Here is a 16,131-nt window from a genome sequence, read left to right as displayed (position 1 = left end):
ATCGGCCGCCAGACCAGCCCAGAAATACCCCGCAAAGACGTCAATTAGTTATTGACGTACACCGGCAATTCTGTCAGGCTCCTATGAGGATCGATCTCATCGGCGGAAGGCTCGGACAATGTCTGTTCTCGCGATGCATGTTTCGAACACCAAAGCCAAGTTGCAGGCCGGCACGGCCGCCTGTGCAGTTGCCGGGGCCGCCATCCTGACTCCCGCGATGGCGCAGGCGGACATCTCCGCGCCAGCTCCACTCGCGCCAATCACGCACGTCTTGGACAACGTCGCCCAGGCGCCACATTTCCTGGCAGAGGCCACTTGGTGGCAGAACGATCCCTGGTGGTGGGTAGGGAACACACCGAACCCAAGCCCCGGGGCGCCGATTCTGGTTGGGACGTTCACACCGTTGTCGATCATCCCGGGCTTCCTCCAAGAGCCATGGAAGCGCCTCACGGCCAACATCAATCTCTCGGTCTGCGTATTCGGAGCAGGCGCAAAGATCGGGCCGTACGGCACCATCACCGTTTCACTGACTCGGGGCTGCTAGACCCGCGCGGGCGATTCGTTCTGTTGATGCAGCAGAGCCGTCGGCCAACTGCGGGATGTTCCTGAGTGAGCAACAATACTGACCCCATGGCAGCGGATGAACCGATCGGCGGCGACGAAGACGAATCCGACAGCGGAACTGCGCGGTATCGAAAAGTGTGGCACCGTCGCCGCTTTCGTGTCATCGCGCTAGGCGTAATACTCGTCGCAGTCGGATTCCTGTCCTGGCTGGGCTTCGAAGGCTATTCAGCGAAATCCAGCCTGGATCGGGCACGCGCCAGCGCGCAGCACGCGAAGGAAGCGCTGTCTGCCGGCGACGTTGAAGCAGCGGTACGGCTCGCCTCCGCGGCAGAAACAGACGCCAAGAAGGCGAATGACTCCGTGCGTTCCATACCGTGGACAGTCGCCGCCCATGTTCCATGGCTGGGCAGTCCGTTCGAGACCGCCCGACAGGTCTCGCACGTCGTTCTGGGAATGGCATCCAACGTATTGAAGCCGGCGGCGGAGTTGGGCACAGTGCTCTCCCCAGCCCATCTGATCAAGGGCTCGCACGTCGACGTTCAAGCGCTACGAGAGAAGGAGCCGGGCCTGGCCAAGATCGCTTCGGACGCAAGACGTCTCGAGGCGGACGCCGCCGCGATCTCTGAGCCGACCTACCTGTCAGCCCTGCGGAACGCGCGCGCGGAACTCCAAACACAGATGGTCAAAGTCTCCGACCTCCTCGACAAGGCCACTCTCACGGCAAAGCTCGCTCCGCTGATGATGGGTGTCGACGGGCCGCGCACCTACTTCATGGGTTTTCAGACCAACGCCGAAGCCAGAGCAACCGGCGGCATACTCGGCGGGTTCGGGATTCTCCGATTCGATAACGGCACGCCGACCGTAGATGCGCTGGGCCCCAACACCGAACTGACCGGACCGTTCAAACCGCTGGACCTTGGACCCGAGTTCAATCAGGAATACGGCTACACGAATCCAAGTACCGACTGGCGCAACAGCAATCTCAGCTCACACTTTCCATACACCGCACAGATATGGCGTTCCATGTGGGCGCAGCAGTCCGGCCAGGAAGTCGACGGCGTCATCGCGCTGGACCCAGTAGCTTTGAGCTACGTTCTAGGCGCGACGGGGCCAATCACGATGCAGGATGGCGAAGTCATCAACCAAGGAAATGTCGTCGAGCTTACTGAATCGACTGCGTACCAACGTTTCCCGGACGATCAGACCGCGCGCAAGAAGTATCTCCAGGTCATCGCCAATGCTGTCGTCAAGAAAATGACGGGAGCAGTGGAATCCCCCCGCCGCCTGCTGGACGCACTGGCCAGGGCGGTCAGTGAGCGGCGAATTGCCATATGGAGCGCGTCCCCACAAGAACAAAAGCTCTTGGAGGAGACACCCCTTGCCCACACCATCCCAGATGACGCCTCGCCATATGCCGCAGTCATCGTCAACAACCTCGCGGGCAACAAGGTTGACTACTACCTGAGACAGGATGTCACGTACCAGGCTGAGAGCTGCGGGGGCGCCACCCGCAACACCACGGTGACGGTGAAGCTGCGAAACGTGGTACCGGATACACCGCTACCCGACTACGTGGCGGGCGCCGCGGGCCTCAAGCTCAACCAAAATGTCCCCATCACGTTGCCGACAGGCTCCATGCTGACGTCTGTGCGACTTGTAGCCACCAAGGGCGCAGTACTGGTTGGAGCATTCTCCAACGGCGAGCAGATACCCGTGTTCGCCGGGTCGGATCGAGGGCACCCGACCTTCGAGGTCCAGGTAGCGATTCCGCCAAGGCAATTGGGCGAACTGACGTTTCGTCTCTCCGAGCCCACAGCTCCTGGCGCAGCACAGGTACCAGCACAGCCCCTCGTCGCTACAACCGCACCCACCATCACGGTCCCCGAGTGCCCCCACAAATAATGACGGTTCCGCTAATTTGCCGGTCGCATTGACATACATTAGGTAGCAACAACGACGCGTTGAGGACCTTGGAGGCTGACTGCAACGCACACCCGAAATCGTGCGAGGCAGATGCGCCAGACGATTACAAGGAGTGAGCGGCATGGATCTGCAGAATTTTCTGAAGATATTGCGGCTGAGATGGCTGACGATCTGCGCGACGATAGTTCTGGCGGTGCTGGCAGCCGTCATCATCACCGCCACCACGACCCCACTCTATAAATCGTCAACCCGGCTATTCGTGGCGACCTACGCGGGCAGTTCGCTGTCCGACACCTACCAAGGCAATCTCCTTTCCCAGGAAAGGATCAGTTCGTACACCATATTGCTCACGGGCGAAGCGCTTGCCCGGCGCACGATAGACGCGCTACATCTTGATATGTCCCCGCAGGAATTGCGCGAGGAAATCACCGCGCGATCCAAAGCCGGAACGGTCCTGATCGCCGTGGAGGTGCTTGACCCGTCCCCAATTCGGGCGCGCGATATCGCGAATACGCTCTCAGACCAGTTCGTCAAGATGGTCAGAGAACTGGAAACCCCGGCAGATGGCAGCCTCCCCGATACCCGGGTAGTGGTGGAGCAGCCTGCCGTGGCCGCTACCGTTCCGGCAGTGCCGAATTTGGTTCGGAACCTCGCATTGGGATTGGTTTCTGGCGTATTGCTCGGCATCGCACTCGCGATGGCGCGAAACATCATCGACAACACCGTAAAGAAGCGGGAAGATCTGGAGGACATCACCGGTGCGGCGACCATTGGCGAGATCCCTGTCGACAAAGCCCGCCGATCAGCACCAGCCATCGCGTTCGGTAACGAAAATACCCGCATCGCCGAATCATTCAGGAAGCTGCGCACCAATCTGAGCTTTCTAGCGGTCGATAATCCACCGCGGGTAATTGTGGTGACGAGCTCCATTCCCAATGACGGCAAGTCCATAACAGCGATTAACATCGCCCTCGCCTTGGTTGAGCTTGAAAACAACGTACTTCTTATCGACGGAGATATGCGTCGGCCCGTTGCACACAAGCATCTGAACTTAGAAGGCGCAGTGGGCTTGAGCACAGTGCTCAGTGGTGCTGTATCTCTTTCAGATGCCTTGCAGGAGACGCAATTCTCCGGCCTTACCGTCTTGGCAGCCGGCGCAACACCTCCGAATCCCAGCGAATTGCTAGCTTCTCACGCAGCCAAAAACCTGCTCGAGGAGCTTCGCGGCAAATTCGACTATGTGATCGTTGATTCATGCCCGCTACTTGCTGTCACGGACGCGGCCCTGCTGGCTGCCAATTCAGACGGTGCGCTACTGCTCGGACGATACGGCCAGACGAAGCGTGATCAGCTCCGGAACGCGACGGACGCCCTGCGGAGCGTAGGTGCCACTCTGCTCGGCACGGTACTGACAATGACGCCTCCGCGTGATCGTTCGGAGTACGGCAGCAGTTACAACTACTACGGCTCTCGCCGTTCGAGCTGACATACCCAGCCAGCGCGACGCTTGGTCAGACCATGACTCTCCGGGATATCGACGTATCACGTGCCAACTTCGCTTTGGAGTACACACTATCCGCGACCAAGCGAAGCTGGTGCCTGATCGGTATCATGTTGGTACTCACGGCATGCGCGCCTGAACCTCCCCAGTATGAATCTCGAGTGGCGCCCTTTCCTGCCTCCACAACCCAAACGGTGATGCCTGTACCTGGCGCGCCAGTCTCGATCCCCATCGACGCTACGTTCATTGACGAATTCGACCGGGACGGCAACGACTGGGAGCTACGAGGCGCACCGACGGACGACTCACCATTGCCACCGTCGACCGACGGATACGTCGCGGACGGACACTTCACCTACGACGGAAAAAGCGACGTCATCGCGGTACGCCAGTTTCGAGGCGTGGTACGTGAGATCGGTGCAGAGGGCCAGTTTCGTCGACGCGACGATTCGAAGGGTGGGACCTCAATGTCCATCGGCATAGCCGGGGACGTCAACATCGCAGATAACGTGGTGCTGTTTCTTGCTGATCGCGATTCGTGGGAAGTCAAAAGCCGACTGGCCAACGGCAAGCTCAAGACGATAGCAGTTGGCGGCTTTGCGCCGCCTTTGGACCGCGACCGCGTCTATAGGTTCGTCCTTAGCTCCACGGGTGACCACGTTAGCGTCGCCGGCCCCGGAATTTCCGTATCTAAACCTCTGACAGTGCCCATCGCGCCTGGCTCTTTCGGATTCTGGCGCGAGTATCCGATCAAAACACCGGCCGGCGAAGTCTTCGACTTCGACAAAGTCTGGGCTCTCGAGGACGGCCAGCCGACGCTACCGACCGCAGCGTCCTCGTCTGACGCAGGCCATTCCTAGAGCACGGACGGTAGGGAGACAGCGCGAAAAATGAAGGTACGCAGCGCACCAGACGGTACATTGCACGTACTCATCGTGCATTTCAACACTCCAGAAATGACGTCTACCTTGGTACGGGAGATGCCCCGCAGAACGCCGCGCGGACGTCGATTGCTGGTCCACATATTGGACAATTCATCAACAGCGGCGAATCTGAAGACACTCCGCTCCAATCTGAGCGAGATCCAGTACGCAACAATCGAAACAAGTGACGCCAACATCGGTTTCGGCGCCGGGATCAATCTACTTGCCGCCCGCAGTGACATCGAATCGATCGACATCCTGTGGCTTCTCAACCCGGACACCAGGCTTGATACCCATTGCTTGGAGCGCCTTGAAGAGGAGCTGGACGTCGGTACCTTCTCGATCATCTCGCCTCTCATATTCAGTGGCGATCGTCAAAACGCTTGGATTTGGTATTGCGGTGGATCGATCGATCGGCAGTCGATTCGAGTGCAGCATCTCGACTACAAAGTGCCGCTGTCCGACGCTAGGCGCGATGTATTCGAAACCAATTTCGTCACGGGAGCGGCGCCCATGCTGCGTGCGTCGACATTTCGCGATCTTGGGGGGTTCCCAGACAACTACTTCCTCTATTGGGAAGATACCTACCTTTCTTGGAAAGCTGGCCAAGTGGGCCTACGCCTTGGCGTAGTGCCCACCGCGCGCCTGTGGCACGCGGGTGGCGCTTCGTCCGGCGGCCAAGCACAGCAATCGATCTCGACGACTACCTACTATTGGTCGGCCCGGAATCGCTTCGTGTACGCGCGCGACACCGGGGTTCCCCGAAAGCGGCTCCTGGCCGGTAGCGGCGGACTGGAATCCATCCGCCTGATCGCCATGGCAGCGCTCGAGCATGAGCGAAGGCTTCCGAAAATACGTTCGGCTGTCCGCGGGGTGTGGGACGGTTTGCGACAATACGACAGGAGTGCGAAGCAGGATGCACACACTTTCGTCTAGGAAGCTGACTCGTCCACAACTGGCACTGCTGATATGGCTGCTGTCCATCGCCATGGTGCCGATCTGGATCAGCATCCGGTTCATTGCCACGGTTCCGATCCATTGCGTGGTCGCACTGTTGATGATCATCGCAGTTGCCATCGACGGCCATCGCATTGAGTTCCATATTTTTGACGGCTATCTCATACTCATCGTCGGCGTGGCGCTCCTCGCGGTCGATAACGTCAATCAGGGCATGCTCGCGGAGTTCGTGATTCGTTGGCTCATCCCATATTTTGCGATCCGCATCCTGGCGCCGGCCGCAGGAATCCAGTTCACGATTGATGCGATCAGCCTGATGCTCGCAATCGTAGGCGGGTTGGCCCTGATCGAGTTTCTCCTGTCCTGGCATCCGTTCGTCTCCTGGACAGTCGAGTGGAACGCAAAATCCACTGAGTACCAAACCTGGCACCACGTACAGACACGCGCTGGAAGCGACCGCAGCACATGGGCATTCGGACACGCAATCGCGCTTGGCGGCTCTTTGGCGCTGTCGATACCACTGATTGCGAGTGCATCATTTCGAAATGGGTGGAAGGTCCTGATGCTTGTCACAGTCGGCGTCGGCATCATCACCACCGGAAGCCGAGGCGCACTGTTGGCGGCAGCGCTCACGGGAATCCTGACCTGGATATATACCGCAAGAGATCAAGCCAACCGGATTCTCGCGATGCTCGTGGCAGCCGGCACAGCACTTCTCGTCGGACCACAACTAGTGCCAGCCATTGAAGATTGGGCGGCAGGCGCCTCGATGGAAGAGCAAGGTAGCGCCTACTTCCGTAGTTACCTGTACGAGACCTACCTGCCCAAGATTCAGTGGTTCGGACGAGCGCCAGATTTCTTCAATAGCAACGCGTTGAAGGACTCTATTGACAGCGCACTGCTGTACATCGGCCTCAATTGGGGCTGGATAATCACCGGAATCATCGTGCTACCACTACTAGTTGTGGTCTTACGAGTCGTGGCCTCTCGCGCATCTGCGGCGGAGATCGCATTGGCGGGGCAAATACCACTATTTTTGACGGTAGCCCTCCTGACCCAGTACGAAAGCCTGATCTTCATCGTTGCCGGATTAGCGGTGCAGTTAGGAAGAACTGAACAGACGACGCAGAAAGAAGCATCCGAGCCACGCGGTATCCGAGGCGAAACCGGGTCCATGCCGCAGGCAACCAGCGCCGATGCTGTCCGCAATGCCGGGGGAAGAATCTAGGCTCTCTGGTGCGCGCGAGCTGGGATCGAGCAGAAGCTAGCGGTGACACTCTGACTCTGACTCTGACTGCTGAACCATGGTCGCTGGTCACCCCACACTCCATCGAGCTGTGCTCAAGTTTCGTTGGTACTACGCCTGCGCGGGTCGATGCGACACGCACCGCGCCTCCGTACGCCGGCAAGATCTCCCCTACAGTCGCCGAAAAGCCTGACGGCCGCCGGCATTCCACTTGCTTGACCTGACACTTCTGCACCAACCGATCACGCGCGTTGACTACTCTGGCGAGCCTGGCCGCCACAATCAACCCACATCCCGGATATACAGACCACGAATAAGGTTGACCTGAAACCTGATTCGGTCGGATCAGGTTCTGCTGGCCGGACGCGGTTCTGCGTCAGAAGCAATTCAATCGTCAGTAGCTGAGTTGGGTTTGATCGCCAGCACAGCAATGGATCCTCCGGAACGGCGCGCCCCACAAACGATTTCGGCGAGGATCGCGAGCGGAATGAAGGGCAGCGCCAACAACGATATGACCAAGTCGAGGGACTTGACAGGTGCATTTCGCTTGAGGAGATGAAACAAGTAACTGGGTCGGCTGGTGAAGCGGCTGACCGCCGTCTGCCACATGCCGAACCAGTTGTGCTCCATCATCTGGTGGTCGGACTGCACAACAACGAGCCCGTGTCGGGTGAGCAGCGTGTGAAGCCCAGCCTCGGTGAAGTGGGTCCGGTGCCGGGGCAAGTCCAGGTGGTACCAGCGAGTGCGGGCCACCCGAGCCTGCACACTGTCGAAGTTGGGCACCCCGACAAGAAGCCCGCCGCCAGGTCTGAGCCAGTTCTTTAGAACTTCGACGGTCTGGCCGGGGTCACGAACATGCTCGAGGACGTGCCACAACGTGACGACGTCACACGACCCCGTCTTGATAGGCGCCGTTTCGATCTCGGCCTTTATGAGTTCAATCCCGTACATATCGCGAGCCCCGATGGAACCTCGTTCGCTGGGTTCGACACCCGCGGCTTCGAACCCGGCGGCGGCTGCCGCCGCGACAAAACGCCCGCGGCCGCAGCCTGCATCAACCACCCGCGCCGGCGCTTTGAACCGCGAACTGATGAACTGCAGCCGGCGTCGATCGAACTGTCGAAGTATCGGCGCAGCCAAACCGGCTCCGCGCGCGCGTTCGGGGGCATAAGCACCCGTCTCGTAAAGTTCCGCCTCGCCGGGAAATTCGCCTTCAGTTACCCCAGTGCCGCACGTCGAACAGATTGCGACCCCGAAACCACTAAGTCCCACTTCTCCCGCAGGCGCTGTCCAAGCGTGAGCAGCCTGCCCACCGCATGCTGGGCAGCTAAGTAGCAACGCCTGTGCAGTCGTCGACACCTTGCCAGTAAAACACAACCGAAAGGGCTGCCACCCTAAATTGACCGTAGCGATAAATACCTGAGTCAACCATCGGGACGCTTCCCAGCGGCAGTCGCCTCATGGGGCCGAGATACTTTGTGTCGCAGAACTTTTATGTTCTGCCGCGCCGCCGTTCGGCCACACCTTTGGGCCAGCGACCTCACACATCAACTGGCGACCCAGAGTCAGCCGTAGATTCACGAAGTCCCCTGATGCGTGACACGACCGCCGGGTGCCGGCCGACCCCGTTCCAAGGAACTTGAGGCGGTCGTCATCGATGCAAGTCACCGGATACACCGCCCCCAACACCTGGTAGGTCATCTATCGGAGAACCTGCCGGTGAGCCGGGAGATGGCGCCATTGGACGTGCAAGCACCGCACACGCGGGCAAAGTTGGCGGCAACATCACGACGGTCAAAACCTATGAGGTGAAGGGCAATACGATCTCGTGGCCGCGAAGCGGGCACCTTCACGATGTCGGCCTCACGCACCGATTGCATCCCGCAGACGAGTTGGCGTGCCGCCCGGAACACCGTGCCCTGCCTGGAATCCAACTCCTGCGCCACATCAGACCATGCGCACCGCCACAGCCTTCTCCTCCAGTCGCTAGCAATGTCCCGAGGAGCTGCATCCGGCGACGGTTTCACGGGCACATCAGCATCTTCGTTTTGGATTTACGCAGCCATTCAGACATACGAACTGGCGGTCCAGATGCGACGTGCGTGACATACTTCAGCAATGAGCTTTGAAGGTACGGCCGAAAGGCTCCCTCTCGTGAGTCCCGTAGCCTGCCCCGAATGCCACGGAAGCATTGACCGTCACGAGGTTGGGGCCGACTGCCAGTCCTGTTCGGCCACTTACCCAATTCTCAACGGGGGCTACCTGAATTTAATGCCGCGTTCTTCAACAATTGCGATTGTTCCGTCCGAAGACTACTTGGCAGACCAGATCGACCGCGGGGCCGAGCGCGCCGAACGCTGGCTCGCACGCCAGTTGTGTCCGGGGGACCGCAGTGCTCTGGACATCGGCTGCGGAACGGGATCCATCGGCAAGGTTATCGCCGAGTTGTTTCCGACTATCGACGTCTGGGGAGTCGACCTTCCAAGCAACCTTCCGGGCTGGCAGTCCGCCGGAGTGGACCCTGAGCGCGTGGTGGCCGGATCTGCGCTTGATCTTCCGTTCGAGTCCGACATGTTCGACCTGGTGTGGTCTATCGGCGTAATTGAGCACATCGGCGAACCGGACCCACCGGCAGCGCGCGACGCTGATCGCATGCGCTACATCAGTGAAATGATGCGCGTTCTCAGGCCGGGCGGCCGAGCAATAATCGCGGCACCGAATAAGCTATTCCCGATCGATCCAGCTCATGATTGGTCAACCACTCCCTTTGATTGGTCGGCAACAGCCTTCGGCCACCGCCTTTTCGAGCGCACCCACCTGTACCCGCACGCGATATGGGGCCCGCACCCGCTAGTGTCGTTCAGCGAAGTTCGGCGAATGGCCCGCGCTTCGGGCGTGCGCAAGATTCGACCTCTCAACATGGCGAACTATTTCGAATTTGCGCACGTAGGTGCAGCGCGTGCTGGGTGGTTGGTGCCGGCGGCTCGCCTCTATATGAATCACCTGCCCGGCTGGCTCGGGGCAACACCACTGGCCCCATACCTGGCCGTCGAACTTACTTGTGCGTAGCCAGATGGGCTCACGAGCCGCCGCTCGTCCGATCAGCAGGGTCTGGCCTGCTGTTTGCTTGGTCGCGGTCGAAATGCGTCCGCCAAATCGTGGCTCGGCCGCCCATCACTCATGCCGCTTGGGCTACGTTCCCCATGGTGCACTTCTCCGCCTTGGCGTTTTCTTGGGTCGGGGAGGCCCATTCAAGCACTAAGCCGGTAGGTCCACGCGGTGGTTTTCGTGCGGCGCAGGTGATGCAGAAACTCCGTGGTCGCCGCGCGCTAGAGATAAGCTGAACCCTATTTCCCAATGCTGTACCGGCTGGAATCCCACAACTGATCGGCAGGAAGGGTCGCCGTGCGCAAGCTTGTCGAATTCTTGGCACCACTGATCGACATCGCCGTCTTACCAATCGTCTTTCTAGCCGGACTGGCACTGAAGTTCGTGCGTCGTCTCGGAATTGGTCGTCTACCGCGGGCACGGAGACTCTTCAGGGCGCTGGGCGTGTATCCGATCCGCAATCACTACTACGAGCCCCTGTTCGAAACGAATACGTTGCGTCGCCCCTTGGAAGAGGACCGGGAACTCACTGCGGTCGATCTAAACGTCAGTGGTCAACTTGACCTCCTAAAGAACTTCTCATACAGCGACGAGCTAGTCGCGTTTCCGATGAATCGTGAATCCGAATTGAGCTTCTATTACGACAATAATGCATTCGGACCCGGCGACGCAGAGATCTTCTACAACATCATTCGCCATACCAAACCAGGACGCATAATCGAAATTGGAAGCGGCCATTCCACACTCATGGCGCGAAACGCCATCAAGGCCAACAATGCCGATGATTCCTCGTACACGTGCAGACATATCTGTATTGAGCCATATGAGAATGCTTGGTTGAAAGAACTGGACGTCGAACTTATTCGCACCCCCGTGGAGCGGGTAGACCTCTCAGTTTTCGCAGAACTTGAGGCGAACGACATCTTGTTCATCGATTCATCGCACATGATCCGACCGCAGGGCGACGTACTGTTTGAGTATTTAGAACTACTGCCGATACTGAACTCTGGAGTCTTCGTGCACATTCACGACATCCGGACGCCCAAGGATTACTGGCCGGCTTGGCTAGATCGAGAGATGCGGTTCTGGAACGAGCAGTATCTGGTAGAGGCTTTCTTGAGTTTCAATAGTCAATATCAGGTCGTGGCAGCTCTGAACTTTCTCAAGCACCACCACCCGACCGAGCTAGCGGATTCTTGTCCTGTATTCGGAAAGCAGATTGATTTTTGGGAGCCTGGTTCGCTGTGGATTCGCCGCGTTTGACCAGCGACTTCACTTCTCTATGGCCGCACGGATGTTCTGTACCACGTCTTCCCACGTCAACTGTCTCGCCACGGTCGGACCGACTCTATCCAGACCCCGGCGGATGGCAGCAGCAATCTCGGCTATTGACCTAGGATCGAAGTATGCAGCGGCAATGGCCAACTCTCGAAATACTGGAATGTCACTCGCGATCACCTGCGTGCCGAGAATGTTCGCCTCGATGAGAGGTAACCCGTAGCCTTCGTCCAGCGAGGGGCACACGAATAGGTCGCAGTTTTCGTAAAGCCATCGAAGTTCGTCATCGGCGACGTGCCCCAAGAAATGTATCCGCGCACTCATCTCATCCGGAACCACAATTGGCGCGTACGCTCCGTCGACGCTCCCAGCGATGACCAGGTGTCTCTTCGGGTCGTCACGGGCGATGCGAATGAACGCTTCGATCAGTCCAGCCAAGTTCTTGCGCACATTAAGCCGTCCAACCGCCAAAACAAATGGCACTTCGTCGGAAAGACTCGACGGACGCCTCGGATGGGCCTCAAGTATTCCATCGGGGACGCCCAGACCAACTTTCGCAAGTCGAGCCCGCACTTCGGGCCACACGGCGCCGATCCGCGCGGTCTCCGAATTGGATGTGGTCAGGATGTTAGTAGCCCAACGGAGCGATGGGCGTATTGCGCTCAGGTAGAGCAGTTCTGTCTTCGTAAACCACTCCGGATTCGTCACGAAAAGGGCATCGTGTAACAGAACCACTCTTGGAGCCGTTGATAGCGGCGAACAGAAATTCTGCGTCAATACGGCGTCGTATTCGCCCCTACGCGCCGCAATCGTGGCAACAGCCACGGCGTGGTAGCGGGCCCACGTCGGGTAGTGGCTGACCTCAACCTTGAGCTGTCTCTGTCCAACATCTTCTCTCACCAACGAAATATGGCGACGCTGAGCGCGTAGCGTGATTTCGTCATCGGGGAAGGCACGGGACCAACCGCCTATCAATCCCCGCAACACATTACGGCCCGAGCGCGGCCCGTCGACCCACCAGTGTGCGTCAAATAGGATTCTCATGACCGCGGCGTTCGGCGGACCCGATGCGATCGTGGAGACGCGGACGCGGCTCCGTCGAGACAGATATCTAGCGCCTGACGGGCGCGCCGAACGTCAAGCACCTGGAGACACTGTGCGGTCAAATCCTGATTATCCTCAGGCATAGATCAACCTCAATGCGGCGTACGCTCCTTTCGGCGAGGGAGTCTAGGTGTGTTCAGGGGGTCACTACCTGTACGGCCAGATAGATGCGACCACCGATGGTGTGACGTATGACTGGGATGAGGAGTAGCTGGTGGCATCCCACTCCTAAAACCTCGAAGCCGTACCGCGACTACATCGATCACACGCGACGTCGGCGTGGCACGGCGTCGATTCGGTCGTAGTTCGCTTGATTGATTCGACGCTCGCGGTAGGTAGCCGCAACGCCAGCCGAGTACGACGTAGATCAATAAATATAGAAGCGCACCGGCGATGAAGGGAACTATCGCCGACTGGCGATTCTGGGGCATCGTCAGTAGGCCAATCGGCAACGCCGAGAATGCGGCGAGAAAAGCTACCGCATAGGGCCCACCGGCCGCACGAAGATAGAATCTTTGTGGGATACCTGCGCTCGCCTGCATGAGCCACAGGCCCGCGAATTTTGTGACGGGCACGCCAATCGCGATCGCCACCGTAAGACCCACGAAACCGAAGAACTTGGTTGCGAGTACTGCGGCAATCAACTGAAGGACCCCGGCCACCGCCGTAACCTTCGCAATCATCAGTGGGCGACCCATCGCCATGAGCGTGCAAGTACACGTCGAGGTCGAAACGTTGACCGAGATACCGATCAGTAGGGCGAGCAGGACCGCCACCACATCCGGATGAGGCCCGTCCAACCAGACGGGAATGGCGGTCACCGCGGTCGCCGCCATTGCGAACGGAATGAGTAATGCCACTGAAGTATTGCGACGCGTCAAATGTTCGTACTCGGTCAGAATCCCACCGACCCCACCAGAGACATAGATCCGGGTCAGGTGCGGCATCAACGCAGTTCCAGGAGACGCTCCCAGAACCTGCGCGGCCATCGCCGGCCGGCTGGCAAGCTCGTAGATTCCGGCGGCAGACGGTCCAATCAGCGCTCCAGCGACCAACTTTCCAGATTGGAACAGCAACAGATCTCCGAGGGCTGCGATCTGCGACGATATCCCGTAGGTAAAGATTTCGCGTGCAATTTCCAGGTTGGGCATGGCAAAGGTGATTCGTCCTTCGTCAGCCAAGATAACGACGACGACCACGACGAGCCCTAGAGAAATCCCAGCCAAAGTCCCGTAGGCGAATCCCAACAACGATGGCTCTACTGCAAGAACGGCGACTCCACCCACTGCTTGCAACGCAGACATGATTGCGACTGCAGTCAACGGGGGTACGGTTCGCCCCCTGCCGATCGATGCCGCCGCGAGCACTCGCGCAAGTAGCCCCACGAACAGGATCGCGACGGCGACCAGCAACAGCGTGCCGGCCTGCCCAGGGTTCCGCAGACCAAGCACTGGAGCAATGAGCTGCGATGTCAACAGAACAAGACCACTGAGTATCGCAGCCACGACGAACAGCGTCGCTACACATACCGCAACGACCCTGCCTTCATTCCGCACATCGCCCTTTGAATGAAAGGCCGCCACGTAGCGGCTCGCGGCTCGCGAAACTCCCAGATCGAACAAGGCGCCATACTGAGCTATTGCGCCGGTGATTGACCACACACCGAAGTCATGAAGACCAAGTTTGAAGAGCACATATGGGGTCGTGAAGAGCTGCACTCCGAAGCCCGCAACGATCGACGCAACCTGCGCCGCGGAACCGGCCTTGAGCGATTGAATACCGCGATTCGGGTGCGCCATGTCGACCTACCAGGCTGCGCAATTGGAAGTAAGTCGACTTGGCAGGCAGCTGCGAGATGTCCATCCCGCTAGCGACGACGTGCCGCGCACCTCAGCCATCAATCGCGGCTTTGACGCTCGTGGCGCCCTGTCGCACAACATGCTTCGGCCTCGTGACGAGTACCGCGCGGATACGCGAGATCATCCGCGGATCCTTGACGGAGTCGATAAGCCGCTGCGTACTGGGCGATTCTTCAGGCAATGTGGGTATTTGAAACTCTGGGTGCGGACCTTCGAGACTGGCAATCAGTTCAGCCAGCTCAATCTGATTGACGGTTGGCCGCTTCTCTATGGCAGGCCGAACGATTTGACGAATTCGGGAGTTGAAATCAACTTCTGGGTTGACCACGTCTAACCCGGATTCCGCACAGAAATCTACAAGCTGCCGGAACCACTTCTCGGGTCGTTCTGTGAGTTCAGCATAAGCGGTGAACAGAACTGGACGATGTGTGATCGAAGAGAGCATTTGGCGTGAATGACGCTCCCAAATCGCCAGGGAGACATCAATACTCACCCTGTCGCGCCGCGAGATGCTCGCAGCTACTGCGACCGGGTCTCGATATGGAACCATGGCCGGCTGTACGCCCAACACTTGATCCCAGAACGGGAGCAGCATGGGTAGTCGCGGATCCTTCCAAACCCAGCCCCGTCCGTTCCCGAACGCCCTCGTGAATACCCGCGAAGCGCGGCGCATGCAATGGTATTCCGTCACGTGGCTACCGTCGGCACGACGCGGCTTCCACCACGTCTGTCCGCTGGCGGCCAACAGGTAGTCATTGAACTCAATAAGGCTGCGACTTTCCAGATACCCGTCAGCGTTCCACTCGTCGGCGGGTAGCACATCGTTCGGCAGACGCAGCCCGGCAACTTCAGCGAACGCGGTTGCAGTCGATGTGCCGCTGCGACCAACTCCTACAACAATCAGGCCGTCTGCCATGTACGCACCTCGTTCCTCTCTCCGGAGTGTCGTTACGCGTTAAGCCGACTTCCTGCCGATGCGCGGACTCCGCGCACGGATGCCATACAGATTTGAGGATGAGCCTACCGAGCATTATTCACTCGGGTAGCACAATAAACACATCAATTGATAGCACCACCCCAGAAAGAGGCACATCGCCTTGATTCCGAGTTACTTCGCTATTCGGGGCAACCCTTGACCAATTTCCAATCCCAATTGGGGTGGGCGGTATGGTTCGTCGCACACCACGCTTGCCCTTCTGGGGTGTTCGTCCGCCACCACTCGAGAATCTTTTCCTGCTTTGCATGGCGGCCTTCGGGGCTGCCGGCAGAGTTACCGGGGTGGGTTGCATCCGCGACTACGGCCGTGCAATCCAACGATAGAAGCAACTTGGCCGGTGTGTTTGTCGAGCCGAAGTGCGAAGCCGGACGAAGCACCTGATTGACCACGATGCAATCATTTCGGGACAGCTCAGTTCCGAAGGTGGTTGAGATCTCCGACGCAAACTTCCATTGCGATAACATCGCCTCCGCTTCGCCGTATGTCTTGCCCACCATCGAAGGGATCGTTGCCGCAGCCGCGCCAGCGCCCGCCAGCGCCCCGGCCATCAATGACAACGTCAGAGCGAAACCAATTGTCTTGCCCACGAGTAGCTCCTGAAGACCCTTGTTACGACACGTGCGAACCATTGCGGTGTGCTCTCGCCGCCGCCCTGCCGGCGGTTGGCGCAG

Annotated in this window: 13 protein-coding genes; 8 read left to right on the top strand and 5 right to left on the bottom strand. The window is 58.8% G+C overall.

The window, feature by feature from the left end:
• The first annotated feature begins 118 nt into the window (after positions 1–118).
• The 6 genes from AC1U2B_RS24490 (at position 119) to AC1U2B_RS24465 (ending at position 7,096) form a co-directional block, all read left to right on the top strand.
• Complete coding sequence (locus AC1U2B_RS24490) at positions 119–544, top strand: hypothetical protein (RefSeq protein ID WP_480218817.1); 426 nt, start codon at positions 119–121, stop codon at positions 542–544.
• 86 nt (positions 545–630) lie between these two features.
• Positions 631–2,466: a DUF4012 domain-containing protein gene (locus AC1U2B_RS24485; RefSeq protein WP_480218816.1), complete on the top strand. Its 1,836-nt coding sequence runs from the start codon at positions 631–633 to the stop codon at positions 2,464–2,466.
• A 142-nt stretch (positions 2,467–2,608) separates the two neighbouring features.
• Positions 2,609–3,973: a tyrosine-protein kinase domain-containing protein gene (locus tag AC1U2B_RS24480; RefSeq protein WP_480218815.1), complete on the top strand. Its 1,365-nt coding sequence runs from the start codon at positions 2,609–2,611 to the stop codon at positions 3,971–3,973.
• A 32-nt stretch (positions 3,974–4,005) separates the two neighbouring features.
• Complete coding sequence (locus AC1U2B_RS24475; protein ID WP_480218814.1) at positions 4,006–4,848, top strand: hypothetical protein; 843 nt, start codon at positions 4,006–4,008, stop codon at positions 4,846–4,848.
• Between the two features lie 30 nt (positions 4,849–4,878).
• The gene (locus tag AC1U2B_RS24470) at positions 4,879–5,847 is read left to right on the top strand and encodes a glycosyltransferase family 2 protein (protein WP_480218813.1); all 969 of its coding nucleotides are present in this window, start codon (positions 4,879–4,881) and stop codon (positions 5,845–5,847) included.
• Positions 5,828–7,096, top strand: a complete 1,269-nt coding sequence (locus tag AC1U2B_RS24465; RefSeq protein ID WP_480218812.1) for an O-antigen ligase family protein — start codon at positions 5,828–5,830, stop codon at positions 7,094–7,096. The genes AC1U2B_RS24470 and AC1U2B_RS24465 overlap by 20 nt, the downstream gene beginning before the upstream one ends.
• A gap of 405 nt (positions 7,097–7,501) precedes the next feature.
• Here AC1U2B_RS24465 and AC1U2B_RS24460 read toward each other — a convergent pair whose 3' ends face one another.
• The gene (locus tag AC1U2B_RS24460; RefSeq protein ID WP_480218811.1) at positions 7,502–8,254 is read right to left on the bottom strand and encodes a class I SAM-dependent methyltransferase; all 753 of its coding nucleotides are present in this window, start codon (positions 8,252–8,254) and stop codon (positions 7,502–7,504) included.
• 978 nt (positions 8,255–9,232) lie between these two features.
• Here AC1U2B_RS24460 and AC1U2B_RS24455 point away from each other — a divergent pair.
• Both AC1U2B_RS24455 and AC1U2B_RS24450 read left to right on the top strand, forming a co-directional pair.
• A complete protein-coding gene (locus tag AC1U2B_RS24455) occupies positions 9,233–10,183 on the top strand; it encodes a class I SAM-dependent methyltransferase (RefSeq protein WP_480218810.1) in 951 nt (316 codons plus the stop codon).
• A 336-nt stretch (positions 10,184–10,519) separates the two neighbouring features.
• Positions 10,520–11,485 carry a class I SAM-dependent methyltransferase gene (locus tag AC1U2B_RS24450; protein WP_480218809.1) on the top strand — a complete coding sequence of 322 codons (966 nt, stop codon included), beginning with the start codon at positions 10,520–10,522 and terminating at the stop codon, positions 11,483–11,485.
• A gap of 9 nt (positions 11,486–11,494) precedes the next feature.
• Here AC1U2B_RS24450 and AC1U2B_RS24445 read toward each other — a convergent pair whose 3' ends face one another.
• The 4 genes from AC1U2B_RS24445 to AC1U2B_RS24430 form a co-directional block, all read right to left on the bottom strand.
• Positions 11,495–12,400 (bottom strand): glycosyltransferase family 4 protein, encoded by a 906-nt coding sequence (locus AC1U2B_RS24445; RefSeq protein WP_480218808.1) that lies wholly within the window; start codon positions 12,398–12,400, stop codon positions 11,495–11,497.
• 296 nt (positions 12,401–12,696) lie between these two features.
• Entirely contained in the window at positions 12,697–14,403 is a 1,707-nt protein-coding gene (locus tag AC1U2B_RS24440) for a lipopolysaccharide biosynthesis protein (RefSeq protein ID WP_480218807.1), read from the bottom strand.
• A 91-nt stretch (positions 14,404–14,494) separates the two neighbouring features.
• Positions 14,495–15,379, bottom strand: a complete 885-nt coding sequence (locus tag AC1U2B_RS24435) for a sulfotransferase family protein (RefSeq protein ID WP_480218806.1) — start codon at positions 15,377–15,379, stop codon at positions 14,495–14,497.
• A gap of 200 nt (positions 15,380–15,579) precedes the next feature.
• Positions 15,580–16,047, bottom strand: a complete 468-nt coding sequence (locus AC1U2B_RS24430) for a hypothetical protein (RefSeq protein ID WP_480218805.1) — start codon at positions 16,045–16,047, stop codon at positions 15,580–15,582.
• Between the last annotated feature and the right edge of the window lie 84 nt (positions 16,048–16,131).

The organism is Mycolicibacterium sp. P4_G11 (assembly GCF_056555145.1).
This window is presented reverse-complemented; position numbering and strand designations above follow the sequence as displayed.

Bases quoted from the DNA above. Each gene is read 5' to 3' on its own strand.
- AC1U2B_RS24440 (WP_480218807.1), bottom strand. From the start codon at position 14,403: ATGGCGCACCCGAATCGCGGTATTCAATCGCTCAAGGCCGGTTCCGCG.
- AC1U2B_RS24465 (WP_480218812.1), top strand. From the start codon at position 5,828: ATGCACACACTTTCGTCTAGGAAGCTGACTCGTCCACAACTGGCACTG.
- AC1U2B_RS24480 (WP_480218815.1), top strand. From the start codon at position 2,609: ATGGATCTGCAGAATTTTCTGAAGATATTGCGGCTGAGATGGCTGACG.
- AC1U2B_RS24485 (WP_480218816.1), top strand. From the start codon at position 631: ATGGCAGCGGATGAACCGATCGGCGGCGACGAAGACGAATCCGACAGC.
- AC1U2B_RS24455 (WP_480218810.1), top strand. From the start codon at position 9,233: ATGAGCTTTGAAGGTACGGCCGAAAGGCTCCCTCTCGTGAGTCCCGTA.
- AC1U2B_RS24490 (WP_480218817.1), top strand. From the start codon at position 119: ATGTCTGTTCTCGCGATGCATGTTTCGAACACCAAAGCCAAGTTGCAG.
- AC1U2B_RS24435 (WP_480218806.1), bottom strand. From the start codon at position 15,379: ATGGCAGACGGCCTGATTGTTGTAGGAGTTGGTCGCAGCGGCACATCG.
- AC1U2B_RS24470 (WP_480218813.1), top strand. From the start codon at position 4,879: ATGAAGGTACGCAGCGCACCAGACGGTACATTGCACGTACTCATCGTG.
- AC1U2B_RS24475 (WP_480218814.1), top strand. From the start codon at position 4,006: ATGACTCTCCGGGATATCGACGTATCACGTGCCAACTTCGCTTTGGAG.